Source organism: Centipeda periodontii DSM 2778 (genome assembly GCF_000213975.1).
GTDB classification, from domain to species: Bacteria; Bacillota; Negativicutes; order Selenomonadales; family Selenomonadaceae; genus Centipeda; species Centipeda periodontii.
Genome location: NZ_GL892076.1, coordinates 2049172 through 2069277 on the forward strand (window position 1 = coordinate 2049172; position 20106 = coordinate 2069277).

Consider the following 20106-nt stretch of genomic DNA (forward strand, 5'->3'; position numbering starts at 1 on the left):
TTTATGAATATGCCCTAAAATCTCGGAAACCGCTCCCACAGTACGGGCAAAAGCAAAAATGCGACAACACTGTTGACCAGCCCCTCCATCAAAAGTCCGGGAGAAGAGGCGAGTGCGGCGGGCAGGCTCGCATAGAGCACGGCTCCCGCAAGGGTATACGCCGCCGCCATCCAGAGGCTCGAGAGGAAAAGCGCTGCGATGATGCTTATGCGGGGTGCAAGCACAGCCCCCCGCCGTCCGATGCGGCAGACGATCTCCGCCATCACAAATTTGATGATAAGTGTCGGCACGATCCAGAGCGCGAAACCTCCGAGGAGGTCGGCGAGCGCCGAGCCGATGCAGGCGGCGAAGAACGCACTGCGGCGCGGCGTGAGGAGCGCAAGCAGGAAGATCACTGCATCTCCGAGATGCGCGTAACCGAGGGGAATCGGGATATGCGGCAGATAGGTCGCAACAAAGACGAGCGCCGTCATGAGCGCGGTGAAGACAAGCTCCTGTACGGTGAAGTAATTTTTTTGCTGCATGATATCAGATCTCCTTTGTCCCCTATCATATCATTCACTCCATTATAATTCAATGACAAGCGTCAAAACGACATGCAAAAACCCATGACACAGTGCCAAACGGCACAGATGTCACGGATTTTGTTATGCGAAAATATTCATGACAGGATACGCACGAGATAGGTCAGCGAGTCCGACCAGAGCAGAATGCCGAGGAGGACGAGCACAACCCCCGCTCCCTGTTGGATGCGCGGCAGATACTGATAGAACGCGCGCAACTTCATGATGTGCCGCCGCCAGATGACGGCGAGCAAAAAGAACGGCACGGCAAAGCCGAGGCTGTAGACGAGGAGTAGAAACGCCCCTGCCCCGACGGTCGCCGTATCCCCTGCATAGAGGAGAATGGTCGCAAGCATGGGACCTGTGCACGGCGTCCAGCCGAGCGTAAAGCCGCAACCGAGGAGGAACGCGCCGCCGATGCCACCGAAGCCACGGCGTTGAAACGGGCGATACTCACGCAGCAACAGCGGAATCTTGATCCATCCCGTCATAAAGAGCCCCATGACGATGATAAGAATCGCAGCACCCTGCCGCAGAATCTCCTGATAGGAAAAGAGCCATGAGCCGATGTACGACGCCGTTGCGCCGAGCAGGACAAAGACAAGGGTGAAACCCGCGAGAAACGCGGTCGTATTTGTATAGAGACGCTGCGTTTCCCTGCCGTCCTGCGAACTGTTCTTCGCAAGAATCAGTGAGAATGTAGGCAGGAGAGGCAGGACGCAGGGCGAGATGAACGAGAGAAAGCCCGCGAGAAACGCCCCGCCAAGAAGAGTCAGTTCCATATGGCAAATCCTCCGTCTGAAAAGAACTTAGAGCTTGCTGATGACATCTTCGAGCTCCTCTTTGGTTACCCCGCCCGTCTTGCGGTAGGCAACCTTCCCCTCCTTGTCAACGACAACGGTCGTCGGAATGGCACGCACACCGTAGAGCGTCGCAGCACCCCCCTTTCGGTCGAGCACGACAGGGAGTTCCGCCTTGCGCTCCGTCATAAATTTCTGAACGACCTGTGCATCCTCCTGCAGGTTGACGGCGTAGAAGTCCACCGTGTCCATATGCGACGCATAGAACGCCGCGAGATCGGGGATCTCCGCCTGACAGGGCGGGCACCACGTCGCCCAGAAGTTGATGATGTAGGGCTTGCCCTTCGCCTCGACGGCGACATCCTCACCCGCGATGTTTTTGAGCGTGAACGTCGGCGCTGCCTCACCGCGCAGTCCCGCCCCCTTCCCCTGCTCCACAGCAGGCTGTGCTTTTGCCGTCGCTCCCGTATCCGCCTTCTCATTGCCGCCACAGCCCGCAATCATGCTGAGTGCAAATGCCGCCGCGAAAAGCGCCGTATATCTCTTCTTCATAGATTTTCCTTTCTGAATCATCAAAGATCAAAATTACCAAGTTCGTACTGCGTTACGGCAAGTGCCGTCACCGCCGCCGTCTCCGCGCGCAAGATAAGCTGCCCGAGGGAAACGGACTGCGCACCCGCCGCACGAATGTGCTCCGCCTCGACGGGCGAAAAGCCGCCCTCCGCACCGACGATCAGTACAATGCGGCGTGCCTCAATGGAGCGCAGCACCGCACGCGCGGACTGCGTGCCCTCGCTTTCATAGCAGAATATGACCGCCGTATCTGGCGTGTCAAAAAGTTCGGCATTCTGCAAAAGTGCAGAAAGTGCCGTGACCTCTGCAACGCGCATCAGCGCACGCCGTCCGCACTGCTTTGCCGCCTCATCTGCGATCTTCTGCCAGCGCGCCGCCTTTGCCGCCGCCTTTTTCGCATCGTAGCGCACGACGACATGCTCTGTTTTGAGGGGATAGAGCGCCGATGCACCGAGCTCCACTGCTTTTTGCACGACAAAGTCCATCTTCTCGCCCTTGAGGAGCGCCTGTACGAGGATGACCTCGGTACGCGTCCGCTCCTCGGATGCGACATATTCCACCAGACGAAGATGGACGGCATCGCGGTCAATCGCCGTGATCGTCATGCGGGCAGCCCGCCCGTCGACATCTGCGACAACAATCTCATCCCCCGCCTGTGCACGCATGACGTGCGCAAGATGGTGCGCATCGCCGCCCGTAATCTCGATTTCCTCCGCAAGTACCCCCGCATAGAACAGTCGTCGCATCAGAAGCCAAGCTCCGAACTGCGCCGGATAATCATCGCCGCCCATTCCTTTTCGCATGTCATGTCGAGCACGGTGTAGCCATGCTCTGCCGCAACACGCTCCACATCGGAAATACGGTCATCAATAATTCCGGAGGCGAGGAAGACACCACCCGGTGCCAGATGTGCATCCAACTGATCAAAGAGGCGAATAATGATGTCTGCAATGATGTTCGCAATGATGAGTTCAGCGGGTTCTGCACCCGCGCACATCGCAAGCAGATCGCTCTCAAAGACAACGACATTCGGAGTGTTGTTCTGCCGTATATTCTCAGCTGCAACGGAGACTGCCACAGGATCGTAATCCATCGCAATGATTTCACCGGCACCGAGTTTCGACGCCGCGATGGAGAGAATCCCGGAGCCGCAGCCTACATCATAGACACGCATACCGGGACATACGATGTGCTCAAGCCAGCGCAGACACATTGCCGTCGTTGCATGCGCCCCGGTGCCGAACGCTGCCCCCGGATCGAGATCAATGACGATCTCATCCCCCGATGGCGTGTATTCCTCCCACGTCGGACGAACAACGATCCGTCGTCCGATCTTCTCCGTGTGGATATACGCCTTCCACGTCTCTGCCCAGTCCTCATCGGCGACAAATGTATGTGAGATCGTTCCCGCACCGATGGGGACATCTGCGCGACGCAGGTTCTCCACACGCTCCGTGAGTGTCAGGAGACTGCCCTCAAGGCGCTCGTCCTCGGGCAGATACGCGCGCACGGTGACTGTTTCCGTGTCCTCCGCGCGCGGCAGATCCGTGTAGTCCCACAGCCCCGCATCAATGTACTCATTCACGAGCAACGGATCGTCGATCTCTGTTCCCGCCGCGCCGAGCTCCATCAGGACATTCCCGATCAGATCCGCGCCCTCACGCGTCGTCACAACGCTCACCCGTGCCCAGCGCATTTCATCGCCCCCTACGTTCACTCGGATATTTTCTCTCTCGCTGAGAGCTATTATACATGATAAAGATTGGAAATGCGATAAATTTTTAACGGACTCTTTCAATCCATAGCAGCACATCAAAAAAAACCCTCTCTGCATCTGCTTTTCAGCAAACGCAGAGAGAGCCGAACGTCATTCGACTGTCCTATCGTACCGCTTTGGCGATGCCGCTCACAATATACATCATTGCGGTTGCGCCGGGATCCTGTCTGCCGACGGACTTCTCCTGATAGTAGGCAGCACGCCCGTGAACAGACTGCATGGACGTCGTTTTCTCCATACCGTCCTTGGCAGCTTCATACGCCTTTTGCCACGCATCCGTGAGGGAGTCCCCCGCAGCCGCTGCTGCGCCGAGCGCTTCCACAGCGGGATAAAGAGCATCCAGCATGGTCTTATCGCCGGGCTTCGACTTGCCGCGCTCCATGACCCCCGCAACAGCCCCCCTGCCCATCTCGACCATATCTGCGAGCGTGAGCTCCGTTTTGCCCTTTGCCGCAGGCGCTGCCTTGAGGAAGCAGGTGGAGACGAGGGTGCCCATCGTGGACGGGGCCGTTGCATTCATCTTCAACCCGAGCTTCATCATGATCTTGCCCATATCGGTTTCATCGAGCGTGCGAATCTCCTCTGCGACGGCGGTAAAGCCCTTCACCATTGTGAGACCGAGGTCCCCGTCGCCCATCGCACCGTCAAGTTCGATCAGCTCGTCTTTCGCGCCCTCCATCGTCGTAACAATTTCATCAAGGATTTGAGTGAGCTCTTCCTTCCGAATGATATCCATTACATCCTCCTCATTTGGACTGCTCAAAAAACGGAGAACGGCACGGCGCATCAATCAGTTCTTTGAGTTCATCATCAAGACGCAGGAGCGAAATGGACATTCCCGCCATCTCAAGAGAGGTTGCATACTCCCCGATGTAGTTCCGATGAACGGAAATCCCCTTCTCGCACAGAACAGCCGCCGCTTTCCGATAGGCGATGTAGAGCTCTTCCTTTGGCGTTGCACCAAGTCCATTGACCAGAACGGCGACCGTATCGCCGGAGGCAAAGGGAAGATCATCCAAAATCCGTGCAAGCATCGTCTCCACCGTCGCATCAATCGTCTGCAGCTTCGTACGCTCAATGCCCGGCTCGCCATGGATGCCCATACCGATCTCCATCTCATCATCGCCGATGGAGAAGGTTGCCTTTCCTGCCTCCGGAACGATGCACGGCGTCAGTGCGACGCCCATCGTGCGCGTATTGTCGACAGTCTTCTGTGCAATACGCGTGACCTCATCCAGCGGAAGCATCCTCTCAGCGGCTGCACCCGCGATCTTATACGCAAATACAAGCCCTGCAACGCCGCGGCGCTTATCCTCGCTGCCTTTCGGGGCAGATGCGACATCATCCGTCACAAGGACTTCGCGCACCTCGATATCATCCATCTCGCAGAGATCTTTTGCCATACCGAAGTTCATGATATCGCCGCCATAGCGACCGTAGAGATGGAGCACACCGGCGCCGCTGTGGGCAGCCTTGTCCACCTCGTACATATCCTCCGCGCTTGGCGAAGCAAATACATTGCCGATCGTCACCCCATCGCAGAGCCCATAGCCGACATAGCCGAGAAACACGGGGAGATGCCCGGAGCCGCCGCCCGTTGTGATAGCAACCTTGCCGACCTTCTTCTCATCGGCGCGCACCATGCGATGCCAGCTGTCATCAAGGATTTTCAGCTGATCCGGATGAGCGGCAACGATGCCTTCCACGGTCTCGCGTGCAAAGTCCTCGGGACTGTTGATTAATTTCTTCATCGCTGAACCCCTTCCTTTTTATTTCGTCTACTTTTGGAGGAGTTTGATCTCCTTCGGATACTCCCATTTCTGCAGTTCGCTCTTAGGAACTGACTGCGGCTCCTTACCGCCGAGAATCGTCAGCGTCGTGAGATAGATCTCTGCCATCTCCTCAACGTAGGATGCCTTGAGAAGCGCCTCCTTGAGTTCGCTTCCATCAACAGCGATGACGCCATGCTTCTCCATCAGTGCGACATCGGAGATCTTCAGCGGCTCGATGATGGACTCGGCAAGCGCCGGCGTACCGGGTCTGCCATACGGTGCGACAGGGATATAGCCCTCCTTGCAACCCAACGCAGCAATCTCATAGACAACGGCTGGGATGGGCTTGTTCAGAACAGCAAATGCCGTTGCGATCTTCGAGTGCGTATGTGCAATGGCATGAACATCAGGACGCGTCTTGTACGCCATCAGGTGCATCAGTGACTCGCTCGTCGGACGCTGCCCGGTCTCAGCCTCGACGACTTCGGCATCCAGTGTCATGACGACGATATCATGATAGGACATCTCCTCGCGATCCATGCCGGTCGGCGTGATGCAGACCAGCTGCGTCTCCTCGTCGCGTATGCTGAAATTTCCCGAGCGATGCTTACACAGCCCCATGCGGTCTGCCTGAAGCGCATATTCCACAACCTGCTTTTTCAAAGTCTCTAACATGATACGACCTTCCTTTCAGCGCCGGAAACAGCGCCAAAGATTATGCCTTGTCCGCAGCCTCAAGCTCCGCATCACGCGTCTTCATCCGCCTGAAGTACCAGACAAACATTGCACAGAACGCGATGAGCAGACCGATGCCCGCAATCTCTCCGTTAAACGCGTGTGCAAGAGCCCAACGCAGTTCCGGAACCTCAAGCTGAATCCATGTGATGTACTGCCCTGCATTCACCTGCAGTGTTCCGGTCTGCGCCGCCATTTCGGTCAGCATACCGGCGAAGCTCGTCGCGACCCAGAGATAGGTCGGTGTCGCTATGATGCAGATGATAATCATGCGAATGAGGTTTCCGCCCGTTACAATCAGAGCCGGAACAGCGACCACGACATTAATTACCGATGCCAGCGGGATAACATTATTCATATCGAAATAGCTGAGACCAACCGCCCACAGCAGTTCAAACGGAACGAGAATGATTGCCGTCACCCAAAGTTCGGACGAGCCGGCAAGAAACGGCCAGTCAAGTCCGACGTAGAACTCACGCCCTTTGAAACGAGCCTTCATAAATGCGCCCGCTGCATCGGCAATCGGTGCAAGTGCCTGCATGAAGAGCTTTGCCACCATCGGAAAGAGTACGAGGGAGGTTGCAACCTGCATGGCAGTCGTGAGAACCCCCTTGACATCATAGCCGCCCATCACAGCAATAAGTGCACCGATGAGGAAGCCCATGACGCTGTTTTCGCCGAAGAGTCCAAGTTTCTTGCGCATATCCGCCGCATTCATATTGACCGCGTTCAGCCCCGGAATGAAGTCCAACCCACGGTTGATGAGCGCAAGCAGAGGCGCCTGCAGCATCATCGGATGTGTGCAGGTAACACCTGGAATTTTACAAATACGGTAGAGCTGCTTCTGGATGAGGTCCCCATTGATCAGCTCGAATACAATCTGAATCCCGGCAGCGATCAGGCCGAATACCAAACTGCCCGTCAGCCCCATGACCATTGCTGCGACAAAGATCTTGCCCCAAACATTCCAGAGATCGACGTTCAGACAGTTTGTCCACTTGAGCGCAAGCATCAGGATATTGATGCCGATCTGCACAGGAAACAGAATCAGTGCATACGGCCAAGCCCAAGCGATCGCCGCAATGGGAGACCAGCCGACATCAATTGCAGTCAGTTGAAGCCCCGTATGCTCGACGAGCGCCGTTGCTGCGGGACCGATGGCATCGAACATGAATCCGAGGATGACGTTCATGCCTGTAAACGCGATCCCAAGCGTAAGACCTGCAGAGATTGCCTTTTTCAGGGACATTCCCATCGCAAGTCCGAGAACGATCATGACGAGCGGCAGGAAGATCGCAGCACCCAGACCAAGAATATAATTTACTGCATCCAACATAGATAAATTCCCCCAATAACGGTTTTTACCTGTTATGCTTCGATATAGGATTTGAGCTGTTCCCATGTCTCATCGAGCCCGACGCCCGTGAGGAACGGAATGCCGCTGACCGTCGGCTTTCCATAGTTTTCCGCGTCGCTGGATACAATGGACACATAGATATCACACTGATCGATGATGCTCTCGAGCGACTTGATGTCGACCGCCTCCACGGACGCATCCAGTCCCTCATCCTCGATCATATTGCCGATTTTGGAAGCAACCGTCTGACTGGTCGCAACCCCCGATCCGCAGGCGACAAAAATCTTCTTCATAATACTGCTCCTTTCGACGCAGCCGATCCACATCCACATGGAAACGGCAGACAGAAACGCTGTTCCGCAGCGAGAACCACATACGGAACAATATTTGACAAGACCCTCATTCAATTACCCTTGCCAGCTTTGCGATAACTTCCTTCGGATCGTTTGTCTCATAGAGATCAACGAGTTTTTCCTCATCACAAAAAATGGACATAAACTTCCCAAGCATAATGACATGCCCCTCAGGATCATCAATGGACAGCATGAAAATCAGACGGGCGGGGACATCTTTCCCGCTTCCGCCCATCTCCTTGAACGTGATAGGATTTTTCAGCCGTGCAACGAGAATTGCTGCCTCATTCGCGTGTTCTGCTGCGGCATGGGGCATCGCAATGGCAACACCCTTTGTGTTGAGCCCCGTCGGATAGGCTGCCTCACGCGCTAAAATCGCTCCCGGATAAGAGTCCTTGACATAGCCCTTCTCCAATAGAACGTGTGCAAGCCGCTTCAGCAATTCTTCGCTGTTTTCCGCCTCCACATCAAATAGAACAAGCTCCTCATGCAACAGCGCCATTCGTTTCACTCCTCACTTCAACAATCCCATGAAAGAAAGATCTCTCGACGTTCATTTCCAACCATATTTTACTTAACGTCAAATATACTAGACACCAAAGATAAAAATATCCCCAACACTGCACTGCAAAGCCTCTGCCAGTTTTGTCAATGTGGCGGTTGTGGTATTCACCACCTTGCCGTTCTCCAAATCAGAAATAGTCTGTCGGGACACGCCGGACACCCTGCTGAGTTCTTCCTGTGAAAAACCTCTGGCAAGTCGTATTTCTTTGACTTTATACGGCATAATAGATCCTCCTTTCATTTTCGTCTAGTATATTATGCAGTAAAACCTCTGGCAAGTATATTTGACAGATTTATCCAAAGCGTTATAAAATAAGATTTAGAATTGAGGTGCTTAAAATATGAAGCTAGGTGCGTGGTTAAAGTCCTATCGACAACAACACAGTTTGTCCATGCAGGCTTTGGCGGATCTGTGCGGATTCAGCAAAGCATACATCAACATTCTTGAAAAGGGAATCAATCCAAAAACGAATAAGCCCATATCCCCCACGATGTTGACTTTTGAAAAAATCGCACGTGGGACAAAAACCGACGTAGATTCCCTGCTGAAAATACTCGATGGAGACCAACCGATCACGATCACGCCCCTACCCAAGCTCCAACAGAATTTTGAACAGATGGATGCACAGCAGATCATGCGGACACTTGAGAATATTCAGCACGCACTGCAGGTATCTGACTCCATCCAGCAGCAATATGATTCGGAAGACGTAGAACTGCTTCATTCCGCCGTCGAAACCGCCGCACGTATCGCACGACGGCTTGCCGGAAAGAAAGTGCGCTGACTTTCCGCATGCAAAACGGCGCTGCAACAATATGCAACGCCGTTTCTCCCTATGTACTTCTGTTTAGAACTCTGCCTGCCAGAGGCCGTGCAGATTACAGTATTCGAGGACCTTCACCGGAGTATCGCCGTCCGCGAGTCGAAACGTCGCCTCGGGCGCATCTGTCGGCGTCAAGTTAATACGCTGCGAGCCCTTCTTTGTCACAAGAATAACACACGTGATCAGATGCTCCTCGGTCATCGGATGCGCGACGGAGCCGACCTTTACATGCACCTCGTTCTTTGCGGCATCGTAGGTTGCCACGGGAACGTGCTTCTCTTGCGCCGCATCCACCGTATTCGGTTGGATCGCCTTGAGTTCCTGTCCATTGGCAGTGAGTTTGAGCTCTTCATCGCCATAGACCTCAATCATGTGCTTCTTGTCTGCGATGTAAAATACTGACATAGATAACCCTCCTATTGCGAAAGCTCATGCTTCCTATACATAAATACACAGCAAAGTAAAAATTAAAAATGTGGAGTGTGACAGACGCGATCGATATCATCTATTTCGTCTTTCACGAATAATAATTCTCCACAAAATAACATTATCCTTCTTTTTTCCCAACTTTTTTTGCAAAAAAAGAATTATTTTTTTCGTTTGCGTTTGCGTCGATAAAATCCTGCACAAGGAAACGTGGTCGGCGCTTGACCTCGAGATATATCTTCGCAATGTATTCCCCAATCACGCCGATGGAGAGGAGGATCAGTCCGCCGAGGAACCAGAGCGAAACGACAAGACTTGTCCAGCCGACGATTGTCTCCCCCGACACGTAGCGAACAATCGACCACGCAAGAATCAATCCGCTGATAAAGGAGATAGACACTCCGATCTGCGAGATGAGCCGAATGGGACGCGCTGAAAGGGAGGTCACTCCCTCCCATGCAAACGACGCCATACGCCGCCACGGGTATTTTGAGTCTCCGGCGAGGCGCTGCCTGCGCACGTAGTAGACGACATCGTGCGTAAGACCGATCATGGGCACAATACCGCGCAGGAAGAGGTTGACCTCCGGATACTCTGCGAGCGCTGCGAGCGCGCGCCGATCCATCAGGCGAAAATCCGCATGATTGAACACGATATCCGCGCCGAGCCCACGCATGGCGCGGTAGAATGTCTCCGCAGTAAAACGCTTGAGAAAGGTATCCGAAGCGCGGTTTTCGCGCACACCGTAGACAATGTTCGCCCCTGCTGCATGTTTTTCGAGCATGGCGTCAATCGCGTCGATGTCGTCCTGCAGGTCGGCGTCCATGCTGATCGTCACATCTGCATGCGGGAGCACGGTCATCAGTCCCGCAAGCAGGGCGTTCTGATGTCCCTCATTGTGCGCGAGGTTGATCCCGGAAAAGATCGGACTCCGCACCGTGCACTGCACGATCAGCTCCCATGTGCGGTCACGGCTGCCGTCGTTGACAAAAGCGATGCGGCTCCGCGCACTCACAACACCCGCATCGATGAGATCCATCAGCTTTTGCTGCAGTTTATCTGCCGTATCGTTCAGCACTTCCTGCTCATTGTAGCAGGGCACAACGAGATAGAGGACAGGTGCCGTCATTCTTTATCATCCTTAAATATACAGAGTCCGTCACGCTCCTCGACGAGCTGCCAGTTCTCCGCACCGAGTTCCTTTTTCATCTTGGTATACATAAAGTCACGCATGATGATGTACTTCGGGCGCACGTCCGCACGCAGGGCGCTGAGCGAATCCGCACGGTTCGTATCCGCCTCGATACCGGGGATATCCGTGTAGAGCATGACGCCGGGGCGCAGCTGTTTGTCGATGTAGAGGACTCGCCCCTCCGCCTCTGCCGCAGCGTGGTAGTTTTCCGCATAGTGAAGCGCGATCTGCTTCACGCTGAAGTTCCCCTCGATCGCTGGCATCATAAATCCGAACGCGATGACCATCGTCACAACGCCGGCAAAGACATGCAGCCACGCCGCACATATGAGATTGTGCGATGCCGTGATGGTGTAAACAATCGCTGCACCGAGGACGAGGGTAATCGCACCGAGCCAGAGCCCGCCCTCGGCGAGCCCCGCGAAACTGTCTCCGCTCATGAGCCAGCCGAGTCCCAAGAGGAGGAACATGAGGGCACTGCCGCCTGCCCACGCAAAATGCGTCTGCCTCCAATCCTCGATCATACGCGCGAGATTCCAACCGATGATGGTCGAGAGCGCAGGCGTCAGGAGGAGCATATAGGAGACCTGCTTCGTCTGTGCAATCGAAAAGAAGACGAGAACGAAGATCCACCACACTTGGAAGAAGGCAAGCATCCGCGCCTCCTCACCAAAGCTCCGGCGGAAGGCATTTTTGACCGACTGGATGAGTATGCCCGTCCATGGGAAGAAGCCGAGAATCACGACGGGCAGGTAGAACCACCAATGTGCGCGCACGGGATGAAGCGGTGCGGTGAAGCGGCTGACGTTGTGGAATCCGATGAACTCGTAGATGAACGCCATGCCGTGTACCTCATACATATAGAGATACCACGGGAGCCCCACGGCGATGATGAGCAGGAGCCCGCGCAAAATATGCATGCGAAAAAGCTGCTCGAGCTGACGCGTAGCGAGCAGATAAAAGAAAACGATCCCTGCGGGGAATACCACCCCAATGGGTCCCTTCGTCATCACCGCGAACCCACAGGCGAGATACATCAGCCAATACTGCCGATGGATGAACGAAAAGAGCGCCGCTGTTAGAAAGAAGAGCAGCGTCGAGTCCGTCACAGACGCCTTGCCCATATACATGAGGATGATGCTCGTCCCCATGACGAGTCCTGACCAGAACCCCGTACGCGCACCAAAGAGACGCGCTGCGGCGAGCGCCGTCATGAGAATGGAGCCGATCGCCATGAGCGCAGCGGGGAGGCGCGCCGCAAGTTCGCTGAATCCGCCAAACACCTTGAGTGAGGCGACCACGAGCCAGTAGAAGATGGGCGGCTTATCATACCAAAACTCATTGTAGATCCGCGGCGAGAGATAATCACCGAAGCGGATCATCTCCTTTGCCGTCTCTGCATAGACCGGCTCATCGGGGTCGAGCAGCGCCGTCCCGCCGATTCCAAATAGAATTTGAAAGGATATGATCACGAGCAGCAGAAGATAGACCAACCATCCAAGATTTTTCTCATCGTTCATGCAGATATGCACCTCACAGCTTTATAGTATCTGCATTGTACCATATATTTCGCTTTTTACAACTATATCAGATTCTCCGCGCAGTCAATGTCCGTGATCAGCACGTTGATAAAACCGCCGCGGATGGCGCCGAGTACGGCGTCCTTTTTTTGACGCCCGCCGGCCACACCGACGCGGCGCGGAATCTTCTTCAGCGTATCGAGCGGGATGCCTGCCACCCGTTCATTGAACTCTTGAAACGGCGTCGTATCGCCATTCGCGTCGAAATAGCGCAGGGCAATGTCCCCCACCGCCCCGCGCGCCGTGAACTCCTCAAGAACAGCACGATCGACATAGCCCGTCTGGAGAATCGTGGAATGTTCCGTCGAGGGAATCCCGATCCCCATAAGGACGAGATCGAGCCGTGAGTAGAGTCGAATCACATTGCGAATCGTCTTTTCCTCCAAAAAACCCTCGAGTACCTCCCGACGCGAGAACACCGCTGGCGCAAAGAATTGGATGCAGGCTCCGACAAAGCGGTCTGCAAATTCCTGCGCGAGATAGTTGGAGTGAATGTCGAGGCGACTCTCTGCCACCCCGCCTACGAGAGGGACGAAGGTCGCCTTGATCGGGCTGCGGATGAAGTAATCCGAGCGCACGACATTCTGGATCGCCAGCCCCATCGTAATGCCGACAAGATAGCCATCCATCAGCACGCGCGACAGATATTCGAGCGTTGCACTGCCGATCTCCGAGTTGATCGGATACTGCCCATCCGAGATGGGACTGGACGGAACGATGATGACCTCCTGCAGGTCGTATTTTTTTTCGATTTCACGCTCCATCTTTCCATAGGCGATGTTGTCCGGGTTTTGGATCTCGATACGGACGATACCGCGCTCCTTGCCGATGGTAAGCATCCGCGAGACCGTCGGGCGCGAGATTCCGAGTACTTCACAGATCTCCTTCTGCCCCAACCCATCCTGATAGTATAGACTGCAGCATTTGAAGATGAGGCGCACATCGTCAACAATCTTCTTCATCGTGAAAACCTCTTAATTTGTATCGAACACATTCTGACTTTTGCTATCTCTTTTGACATATTTTCTATACATGTGCCGAAAAAGGGAGCTGCCGCTGCTGCGGCAGCTCCCCCATGAATACTAATCAGTGTACTTCGATCGTGGCACCCATCTTGACATCATCCTTCACGAACGGCACGTCCCCCTGCAACATGATGCAGCCGGGACGCTCTGCCGTCTCGCCCCCACGGAAGGAAAGCGTGCAGTGTCCAAGTTCCTTCAGCGTATGCAGGGCCTCATCGCCGATCGCCGTGATTGTGAACGCCTTGTCACAGACGATCATCGTATCGCCGACAGCAGGATCCTCGTTGTAGTTCGCCGGCGTATGCAGGACGGAAAACGATGCGAGCTCCGGCGGTGCGTTGTTGTTGAAAATGATGATAAAATTAGAGTTTGGGTCATCCAGAAAGAGAAGAGACTCCTCGCCCCAACTTGTAATTTCGCAATAGTATTTCATCCTGCATCCTCCTGTCTCATAAAAACACACTGCTCCGAGATGGCGAGACGCTGCGTTTTCCTACGCCTGCTTCGCCTCACGGCGCCTCATATAGAGATAGATCTTCTCCGTGACAATGCCGCGTACGAGAATGACGACAATGCCGACGAGGAAGTAGCGGACGGCGAGATCTCCAAGCGGCAGCCCAAGTGTTGTGATGCCCGCCGCGATGCCCATGTAGACGAAAAGCTCACCGCCATTGGCATGCGGGAAGAGTCCCGTCACGGGATGGACGAAGCTGACCGCCGCGTCATAGTAGGCGGGCTTGTACTTCTGCTCAACGAAGTTGCCGAATGTGTAGCACATGGGATTGCCAAGAAAGAGCACGGCGAGTACGGGGAGAACCGTGTAGCGTGTGATGATGTTCTGCGTCGCACGCTGTGCCACACCGTTCACGCGCTCTTCACCGATGAGCTTGATGAGCGAGTTGACCGCCGTCATCATGATGACAAGCAGGGGAATGATCCCCGTGACCCACGATGTAAAGATGCCCGCACCCGCGCGGAAGAGATCCATAAAGCCGTTTGCTGCTGTTGCTATCAGTTCCATAATACTATATCCCTCCCGATTAGTAAAGACCAATACTTGCCGCGTAGGCGATCAGCACCGCCAAGGGCCCCGTAATAACACGCGAGTAAAGGACGGCGGGTACGCCGAGCTCAATGGTCTCAGGATCCGCCTCTCCGAGGCTGAGCCCGACCGGAACGAAGTCCGCACCGACCTGTGCGTTGATCGCAAAGAGTGCGGGCAGTGCATACTGCGGTGGGATGTTGCCCATGCCGATCTGTGCGCCGAGCAGCGTGCCCACGACCTGCGCGATGACTGCGCCCGGCCCGAGGACGGGAGAGATGAACGGAATCGCGCAGATGAGCGAGATGATGAGCATGCCGGGGAGCGTGCTTGCGAGCGGCGAGATCGTATTCGCAATCACGTTACCGAGTCCCGAGACAGAGATGATGCCGAGGATCATGGAAACAAACGCCATGAACGGCAGGATGCTCTTGACCGTGATGTCGATCGTCTCGCGTCCTGCGGCATAGAATTTATTGACCACGCCGCCAATGGCAATGCCGAGGCGCGTGACAAAATTCTTCTCGCGCCCCTTCTGCATCTCCGCGATCTCCGCGCGTGCTTCAGCCTTTGTCTTGGGTGTGTGAGCGGGTGCCGCAGCAGCGGCCGCACTTTCGCTCTCATCCGCAAGGGAGAGGCAGGAGAGATCGACTGCCGATACGTAGAGCTCCTTCGTGATGAACTGCGCAAGGGGCCCTGTCTTTCCAACCGGGAGCACGTTCGCGGTCAAGATGCCCTTCTTCGGATAGACGCCGCATCGCGCCGTACCGCCGCAATCCACAACAGCGAGCAGGATCTCCTCATCCGGAACCCCTGTTGAGAAACCGTCGACTGCCGTACAGCCCGTCATCTCGGCAATCTTTGCGGCGAGTGGATGCACCCCGCCGCCCGTCACGCTGACGATCTTATTCCGCATGTCTGTCGGAACGAGGACGAGCGGACCGCCCCAGCCGCCATTTCCGGCGACAATCTTTAATGAGTTATACATTCGCTTTCCTCCTATGCAACATACTTCTTTAATACTTAAGGAAGCCGCTCCCGCAAAGGAGATGCTCCCACCAACTACCGTGCTTCGCTTTGCTCTGCGTTATGTAACCGTGTGATCAGTGCATCGAGTGCCTGCATATGCCCCTTGTAGTGGACGCGCCGCTTTTGGGGCAGCGCCGCATACTCCGCATGCAGATCGTAGATCGTGCGCCCGACAATATCCTCCATCGGACGAAATCGGCTGAGGATCGTCATGCCCTGCATGATCCGCCCGTCCAGAATCTCGCCTGCGGAGTTGCACGCAATCACAACGATGTTCGATGCGCCGAGCTTGCGTCTGCGCGAACCGATCCCAACATTGCCGAGCTTGTGCATCTCGCGCACAGCCCCCTTATAGGCCTTCACCTGCAAATGCGTACCGATGACTTGAATGACAAAGAGTAAGAAAACAGCGCCGACGAGCATCTCTGTCTGCAAGATCGTCCCCCCTTCGACTTCCGTATTCCATCTGACGAAATGAATTATACCATCCAAATTCATTTTTTACAATAATTGCTTTCTTGAATTTTTGTAAATGTAATTACTCATTTCCGATTGCCTTGTCATTTGTTCCAATATAAAAAGCTGTCGGACAAATCGACAGCTTTGTTAGAAGAAAACGCTTTATGACGTTTTGGAGATGAGATTGATGTAATGCGTGAGCACCTTGCGCATCCCCTCGTCTACCGCCTTCTGTGTCTCGATCAAAGAGTCCGTATGCGCCGCCTTGATCTCCGCCATCGCGCCAACGAGAAAGTCCGTATAGATGTTCAGCTTCGTAATGCCCTCGCGTACGGCGCGGTGCAGATTCTCATCCCCTGTGCCGGATCCGCCGTGCAGTACGAGCGGTACGGGAACGGCAGCAGCAAGCTCACGCAGGCGCTCGAAGTTCAGCTCCGGTGTCTTATTGCTCTTGTAAACACCATGCGAGGTACCGATGGATACAGCAAGAGAATCGACGCCCGTCGCCTCCACAAAGATCTTTGCTTCCTCCACCGTTGTATAGACACTGTCCGAGGTTGCGCCCTCAACCCCCTCGGAGGCTCCCCCGACATGACCGATCTCCGCCTCGACACTGACCCCTTTGGTATGCGCGTAGTCAACGACTTCCTTCGTCAAACGAATATTCTCATCCATATCTTTCATGGAGGCATCCAGCATAACAGAGGTAAAACCAAGCTCGATTGCGCGGTGCAGGAAATCAAAATCCTGCCCGTGATCGAGATGCAGCACGATCGGCGTCGTCACCTTCTCTGCCCAATATTTGCCGACAAGTGCCGCCTCTTCAAGAGAGATCAGCCCAGAATGCCCCTGTGCAAATGAGAGCAGGATCGGGGTTTTGAGTGCGTCTGCCGTCTGCACAAAAATGCGCGCGGCATTCAGTGTGAGAAAGTCGGGCGCAACAATACCGTAGCGCCCGGCTTTTGCGGCATCGAGCACAGATTTTCCATCAACCAACATGAGAATTCCTCCTTTTCTGAAATCACATTCATTTTTTGATTATCATATGTCAGAGAAATCCATTTGTCAATCGTTTTATTTACCAGTGGTTATTATTTTTTTGTCGAACGCACACGAAACCGACTGCGGAATGCATCTGCCTTCGACGTTGCATACTGAATGATCCGTCCTTCACGATCCGTCGTCAGGATGCGTGTGACGAAGATTGGCGCCTGCTCTGCCACCTCAAGATAGAGCGCGATCTCGGGCGTGGCGTGAATCACCTCGATGGTCTTGTCCTCTGCATAGGGATGGACATCATGTGCCTCGAGCGTGCGCAGGAGTCCGTGCTGCGTGAAATCCGTGTGCACCAGCTCGGGGCAGAGCGCGAGCGGGATATAGTCATCCGTGACGGCATAGATCTTCTCATCCACATAGCGCAGACGTTTGAGATGAAAGACGAGCGTCTCCTCGGCGAGTCCGAGCATAGAGGCAAGGTTGCCGCGCGCGGGCTCGACAACCTGCTGCAGAACCGTGCTCCGCGTGACGCGCCCCTCTGCCGAAAACATCTGCGCGAGTCCGAACCCTCGCTGTGCTGCCTCGGAATAATCGACGGGGATTTTCTCCCCCGTGTAGAACGAGCCGCGCCCCTGCATGCGCACAATCTTATTCTCCGCCTCGAGCAGTTCGAGTGCCTTGCGTACGGTCGGCCGACTCACACCGAGAATCTGACAGAGTTCCCGCTCACCCGGGATCGGTGAGAAATATGCGAGATCGGCGAACTGCTTCTCCATTGCATCGCGAATCTTCTCATGCAGACGCTGCTGTTTTTTGCTCGACATGAACAGCCCTCCTTTTTTACTTTTGTTATAGTATGGGATTACTTGTCTTTTTGTCAACAGGAAAGCCTCTTGCAAGTATATTTTACCTGTGGTAATATTTTATTAACCAATGGTAATTAATCATCTCATACAGGAGGTCATCATCATGAAGAGCAGCCTTGCCCCCTTCCTCGTTGTCAACCCAAAGTCCTATCTCTACGGCAAAAAGTCACTTGCGCTTGCACGGGCTGCCGATCATGCTTCCAAGGAGACGGGACTGAAGATCTACTTCACCTGCCCCTTCTCCGATATTCGTTACATTCGTGAGAACACCGAGGCGATCATCGTCACGGCACAGGCGATGGAGAGCCTGAAACCGGGGCGCGGCATGGGGCATCTCCTCCCCGAGGCGCTCTACGAGGCGGGTGCGCGCGCGACCTTTCTCAACCACGCGGAGAACCCCATGACGATGGCAGAGCTCGCAAAGACGATTGCACGCGCACGCGAGCTTGGCATCGAGACGATTGCCTGCGCAGATTCGCTCGCTGAGGGAACAGCCATTGCCGCATTCCATCCCGATATCCTTCTCTGCGAGCCGACCGATCTCATCGGCACCGGCAAAACCGCAGATGACAGCTACACGACCTCGATTGTCGCAAAGATCCGCAGCATCGATCCCACTATTGGCATCATGATCGCCTCCGGCATCACGACGGCAGACGATGTCTACCGTGTCGTACGCCTCGGTGCGGATGGCAGCGGTGCGACAAGCGGTATTCTGAACGCCCCCGATCCGGCAGAGCGCATCATGGAGATGGCAGAGGCGATTGTACGTGCTGCAGAGGCACGTGAGGCAACCGAGGGTGCGGCATAAGGGAGAATCATCATGAGCGTATTTAAGAAGAAGTTGACTCTCACATCGCACGGCGGCACACCGACCTTTATCAACATCACCGCAGAACTGCGCGCCGCCATCGAAGAGAGCGGCATTGCAGAGGGCATTGCGACCGTCATCTCTCCACACACCACCTGCGGCGTATTCTTTGAGGAGTTCGTGCACGATGTCGATGAGACGGGCACGGAGTTCCTGCAGAACGATCTCAATGCTGTTCTTGAAAAGATCATCCCGAACCAGACAGGTTGGAACCAGTACCAGTATCCCGGCGCGGAACACTATCGCGCCGTCGAGAGTTGGCCCGATGCCGATGTGTATCTGCCGGGCGGCGACCGCACGGCGCTCTGGAACTGTGACGCCCACCTCAAGGCGACCCTCATCGGCTCCTCAGAGACCTTTGAGGTCGCGGACGGCAAGCTCGCCGTCGGTACAACCGGCTACTGCTACTTCGTCGACTTCGACCGCACGCGATCGCGCACACGAAAGTGTACGATTGTGGTGATGGGTGAATAATACAGATAGCAAGTGAAAAAGCACAAAGTCATCTCCGCATGAAAACGGCACAGACTTTGTGCTTTTTGTGTGGGATTTTTCAGCCGATCACAGTCTCAAGTGCGATCTTGATCATATCGTTGAACGTCGTTTGCCGCTCCTCTGCCGTGCAGCGTTCCCCCGTGAGGAGATGGTCGCTGACCGTGAAGAGTGCGAGCGCCTGCCGCCCGTATTTTGCCGCGAGCGTATAGAGCGCTGCCGCCTCCATCTCTACAGCGAAAACGCCGTACTGACGGAGCTTTGCGTTATCGATCTCCTCATCATAAAAACGATCGACGGAGATGACGTTGCCGACACGCACAGGAAGGTTCAGCTTTCGCGCATTCTCCACAGCAGCAGAGAGGAGGTCATAGTCCGCGAGCGGTGCATAGTTGATCGCACCGCCGAAGATGCTCCGAATCATACCGGAGTCTGTCGTTGCGCCCTGCGCAATGAAGACATCGCGCAGTTTGACCTTCTCGTGCATACCGCCACAGGTACCGACACGGATGAGCTTCTGCACATGATAATAGTCCATCAGCTCATTGACATAGATGGAGATGGAGGGCATGCCCATGCCCGTTCCCTGTACGGATACAGGAACGCCGTGATACGTCCCCGTATAGCCGAGGATATTGCGGATAGATGTGTATTCCTTCGCCCCCTCAAGAAAATTCTCCGCGATGAACTTCGCACGCAGCGGATCCCCCGGCAGCAGGATGCGCTCGGCGATCTCGCCCTTTTCGGCAGCAATATGCAATGAACTCATAGGTACGCTCCTCTTCTGATCTCAACACAGCATGGATATAT

General features: G+C 54.8%; 26 protein-coding genes. 3 read left to right on the forward strand and 23 right to left on the reverse strand.

Annotated elements, in window-relative coordinates:
* Positions 1–14 precede the first annotated feature (14 nt).
* From HMPREF9081_RS09315 to HMPREF9081_RS09370, 12 genes are all read right to left on the reverse strand, one after another.
* Entirely contained in the window at positions 15–524 is a 510-nt protein-coding gene (locus tag HMPREF9081_RS09315) for an ECF transporter S component (RefSeq protein ID WP_006306960.1), read from the reverse strand.
* Between the two features lie 137 nt (positions 525–661).
* Positions 662–1345: a cytochrome c biogenesis CcdA family protein gene (locus tag HMPREF9081_RS09320; protein ID WP_006306961.1), complete on the reverse strand. Its 684-nt coding sequence runs from the start codon at positions 1343–1345 to the stop codon at positions 662–664.
* A gap of 27 nt (positions 1346–1372) precedes the next feature.
* Positions 1373–1915 carry a TlpA family protein disulfide reductase gene (locus HMPREF9081_RS09325; RefSeq protein ID WP_040394970.1) on the reverse strand — a complete coding sequence of 181 codons (543 nt, stop codon included), beginning with the start codon at positions 1913–1915 and terminating at the stop codon, positions 1373–1375.
* A 20-nt stretch (positions 1916–1935) separates the two neighbouring features.
* Entirely contained in the window at positions 1936–2682 is a 747-nt protein-coding gene (locus HMPREF9081_RS09330) for a 16S rRNA (uracil(1498)-N(3))-methyltransferase (protein WP_006306964.1), read from the reverse strand.
* Positions 2682–3632, reverse strand: a complete 951-nt coding sequence (gene prmA, locus HMPREF9081_RS09335) for a 50S ribosomal protein L11 methyltransferase (protein ID WP_040394973.1) — start codon at positions 3630–3632, stop codon at positions 2682–2684. Before prmA ends, HMPREF9081_RS09330 begins: the two co-directional genes overlap by 1 nt.
* A 184-nt stretch (positions 3633–3816) precedes the next feature.
* Positions 3817–4449, reverse strand: coding sequence for a dihydroxyacetone kinase subunit DhaL (gene dhaL / locus HMPREF9081_RS09340; protein ID WP_006306974.1), 633 nt, complete (start codon positions 4447–4449; stop codon positions 3817–3819).
* A 10-nt stretch (positions 4450–4459) separates the two neighbouring features.
* Positions 4460–5464: a dihydroxyacetone kinase subunit DhaK gene (locus HMPREF9081_RS09345; protein WP_006306975.1), complete on the reverse strand. Its 1005-nt coding sequence runs from the start codon at positions 5462–5464 to the stop codon at positions 4460–4462.
* Between the two features lie 27 nt (positions 5465–5491).
* On the reverse strand, positions 5492–6160 hold the full coding sequence (locus HMPREF9081_RS09350) for a class II aldolase/adducin family protein (protein ID WP_006306976.1): 669 nt from the start codon (positions 6158–6160) through the stop codon (positions 5492–5494).
* A gap of 40 nt (positions 6161–6200) precedes the next feature.
* Positions 6201–7556 carry a PTS galactitol transporter subunit IIC gene (locus HMPREF9081_RS09355; RefSeq protein ID WP_006306977.1) on the reverse strand — a complete coding sequence of 452 codons (1356 nt, stop codon included), beginning with the start codon at positions 7554–7556 and terminating at the stop codon, positions 6201–6203.
* A gap of 32 nt (positions 7557–7588) precedes the next feature.
* The gene (locus tag HMPREF9081_RS09360; protein WP_009656976.1) at positions 7589–7870 is read right to left on the reverse strand and encodes a PTS sugar transporter subunit IIB; all 282 of its coding nucleotides are present in this window, start codon (positions 7868–7870) and stop codon (positions 7589–7591) included.
* A gap of 106 nt (positions 7871–7976) precedes the next feature.
* Entirely contained in the window at positions 7977–8432 is a 456-nt protein-coding gene (locus HMPREF9081_RS09365; RefSeq protein WP_006306979.1) for a PTS sugar transporter subunit IIA, read from the reverse strand.
* A gap of 87 nt (positions 8433–8519) precedes the next feature.
* On the reverse strand, positions 8520–8717 hold the full coding sequence (locus tag HMPREF9081_RS09370; RefSeq protein ID WP_040394976.1) for a helix-turn-helix transcriptional regulator: 198 nt from the start codon (positions 8715–8717) through the stop codon (positions 8520–8522).
* Between the two features lie 118 nt (positions 8718–8835).
* Between HMPREF9081_RS09370 and HMPREF9081_RS12820 the strand changes: the two genes are divergently transcribed.
* On the forward strand, positions 8836–9279 hold the full coding sequence (locus tag HMPREF9081_RS12820; protein ID WP_006306983.1) for a helix-turn-helix domain-containing protein: 444 nt from the start codon (positions 8836–8838) through the stop codon (positions 9277–9279).
* 63 nt (positions 9280–9342) lie between these two features.
* Here the strand turns inward: HMPREF9081_RS12820 and HMPREF9081_RS09380 are convergent, their stop codons facing one another.
* From HMPREF9081_RS09380 to HMPREF9081_RS09425, 10 genes are all read right to left on the reverse strand, one after another.
* Positions 9343–9723 carry a desulfoferrodoxin family protein gene (locus HMPREF9081_RS09380; protein ID WP_006306984.1) on the reverse strand — a complete coding sequence of 127 codons (381 nt, stop codon included), beginning with the start codon at positions 9721–9723 and terminating at the stop codon, positions 9343–9345.
* Positions 9724–9865: 142 nt separating this feature from the next.
* Positions 9866–10873 carry a glycosyltransferase family 2 protein gene (locus HMPREF9081_RS09385; RefSeq protein ID WP_006306985.1) on the reverse strand — a complete coding sequence of 336 codons (1008 nt, stop codon included), beginning with the start codon at positions 10871–10873 and terminating at the stop codon, positions 9866–9868.
* Complete coding sequence (locus HMPREF9081_RS09390; protein ID WP_006306986.1) at positions 10870–12456, reverse strand: ArnT family glycosyltransferase; 1587 nt, start codon at positions 12454–12456, stop codon at positions 10870–10872. Before HMPREF9081_RS09390 ends, HMPREF9081_RS09385 begins: the two co-directional genes overlap by 4 nt.
* A 62-nt stretch (positions 12457–12518) precedes the next feature.
* Positions 12519–13478, reverse strand: a complete 960-nt coding sequence (locus tag HMPREF9081_RS09395; RefSeq protein ID WP_006306987.1) for a sugar-binding transcriptional regulator — start codon at positions 13476–13478, stop codon at positions 12519–12521.
* A 124-nt stretch (positions 13479–13602) separates the two neighbouring features.
* Positions 13603–13974: a PTS glucitol/sorbitol transporter subunit IIA gene (locus HMPREF9081_RS09400; RefSeq protein WP_006306988.1), complete on the reverse strand. Its 372-nt coding sequence runs from the start codon at positions 13972–13974 to the stop codon at positions 13603–13605.
* Between the two features lie 60 nt (positions 13975–14034).
* Positions 14035–14562 carry a PTS glucitol/sorbitol transporter subunit IIC gene (srlA, locus tag HMPREF9081_RS09405; protein ID WP_006306989.1) on the reverse strand — a complete coding sequence of 176 codons (528 nt, stop codon included), beginning with the start codon at positions 14560–14562 and terminating at the stop codon, positions 14035–14037.
* A gap of 19 nt (positions 14563–14581) precedes the next feature.
* Positions 14582–15571 (reverse strand): PTS glucitol/sorbitol transporter subunit IIB, encoded by a 990-nt coding sequence (srlE, locus tag HMPREF9081_RS09410; protein WP_006306990.1) that lies wholly within the window; start codon positions 15569–15571, stop codon positions 14582–14584.
* 74 nt (positions 15572–15645) lie between these two features.
* On the reverse strand, positions 15646–16047 hold the full coding sequence (locus HMPREF9081_RS09415; RefSeq protein WP_040394977.1) for a transcriptional regulator GutM: 402 nt from the start codon (positions 16045–16047) through the stop codon (positions 15646–15648).
* Between the two features lie 186 nt (positions 16048–16233).
* Positions 16234–17070 (reverse strand): class II fructose-bisphosphate aldolase, encoded by an 837-nt coding sequence (locus HMPREF9081_RS09420; protein WP_006306992.1) that lies wholly within the window; start codon positions 17068–17070, stop codon positions 16234–16236.
* A 92-nt stretch (positions 17071–17162) separates the two neighbouring features.
* Positions 17163–17891 carry a GntR family transcriptional regulator gene (locus HMPREF9081_RS09425; protein WP_040394979.1) on the reverse strand — a complete coding sequence of 243 codons (729 nt, stop codon included), beginning with the start codon at positions 17889–17891 and terminating at the stop codon, positions 17163–17165.
* A 145-nt stretch (positions 17892–18036) separates the two neighbouring features.
* Between HMPREF9081_RS09425 and HMPREF9081_RS09430 the strand changes: the two genes are divergently transcribed.
* Together HMPREF9081_RS09430 and HMPREF9081_RS09435 are read left to right on the forward strand one after the other, a co-directional pair.
* Positions 18037–18744 carry a triose-phosphate isomerase gene (locus tag HMPREF9081_RS09430; protein WP_040394982.1) on the forward strand — a complete coding sequence of 236 codons (708 nt, stop codon included), beginning with the start codon at positions 18037–18039 and terminating at the stop codon, positions 18742–18744.
* A gap of 12 nt (positions 18745–18756) precedes the next feature.
* On the forward strand, positions 18757–19278 hold the full coding sequence (locus tag HMPREF9081_RS09435; RefSeq protein WP_006307000.1) for a YjbQ family protein: 522 nt from the start codon (positions 18757–18759) through the stop codon (positions 19276–19278).
* 79 nt (positions 19279–19357) lie between these two features.
* Here the strand turns inward: HMPREF9081_RS09435 and deoD are convergent, their stop codons facing one another.
* Entirely contained in the window at positions 19358–20065 is a 708-nt protein-coding gene (gene deoD, locus HMPREF9081_RS09440; RefSeq protein ID WP_006307002.1) for a purine-nucleoside phosphorylase, read from the reverse strand.
* Positions 20066–20106: the final 41 nt, after the last annotated feature.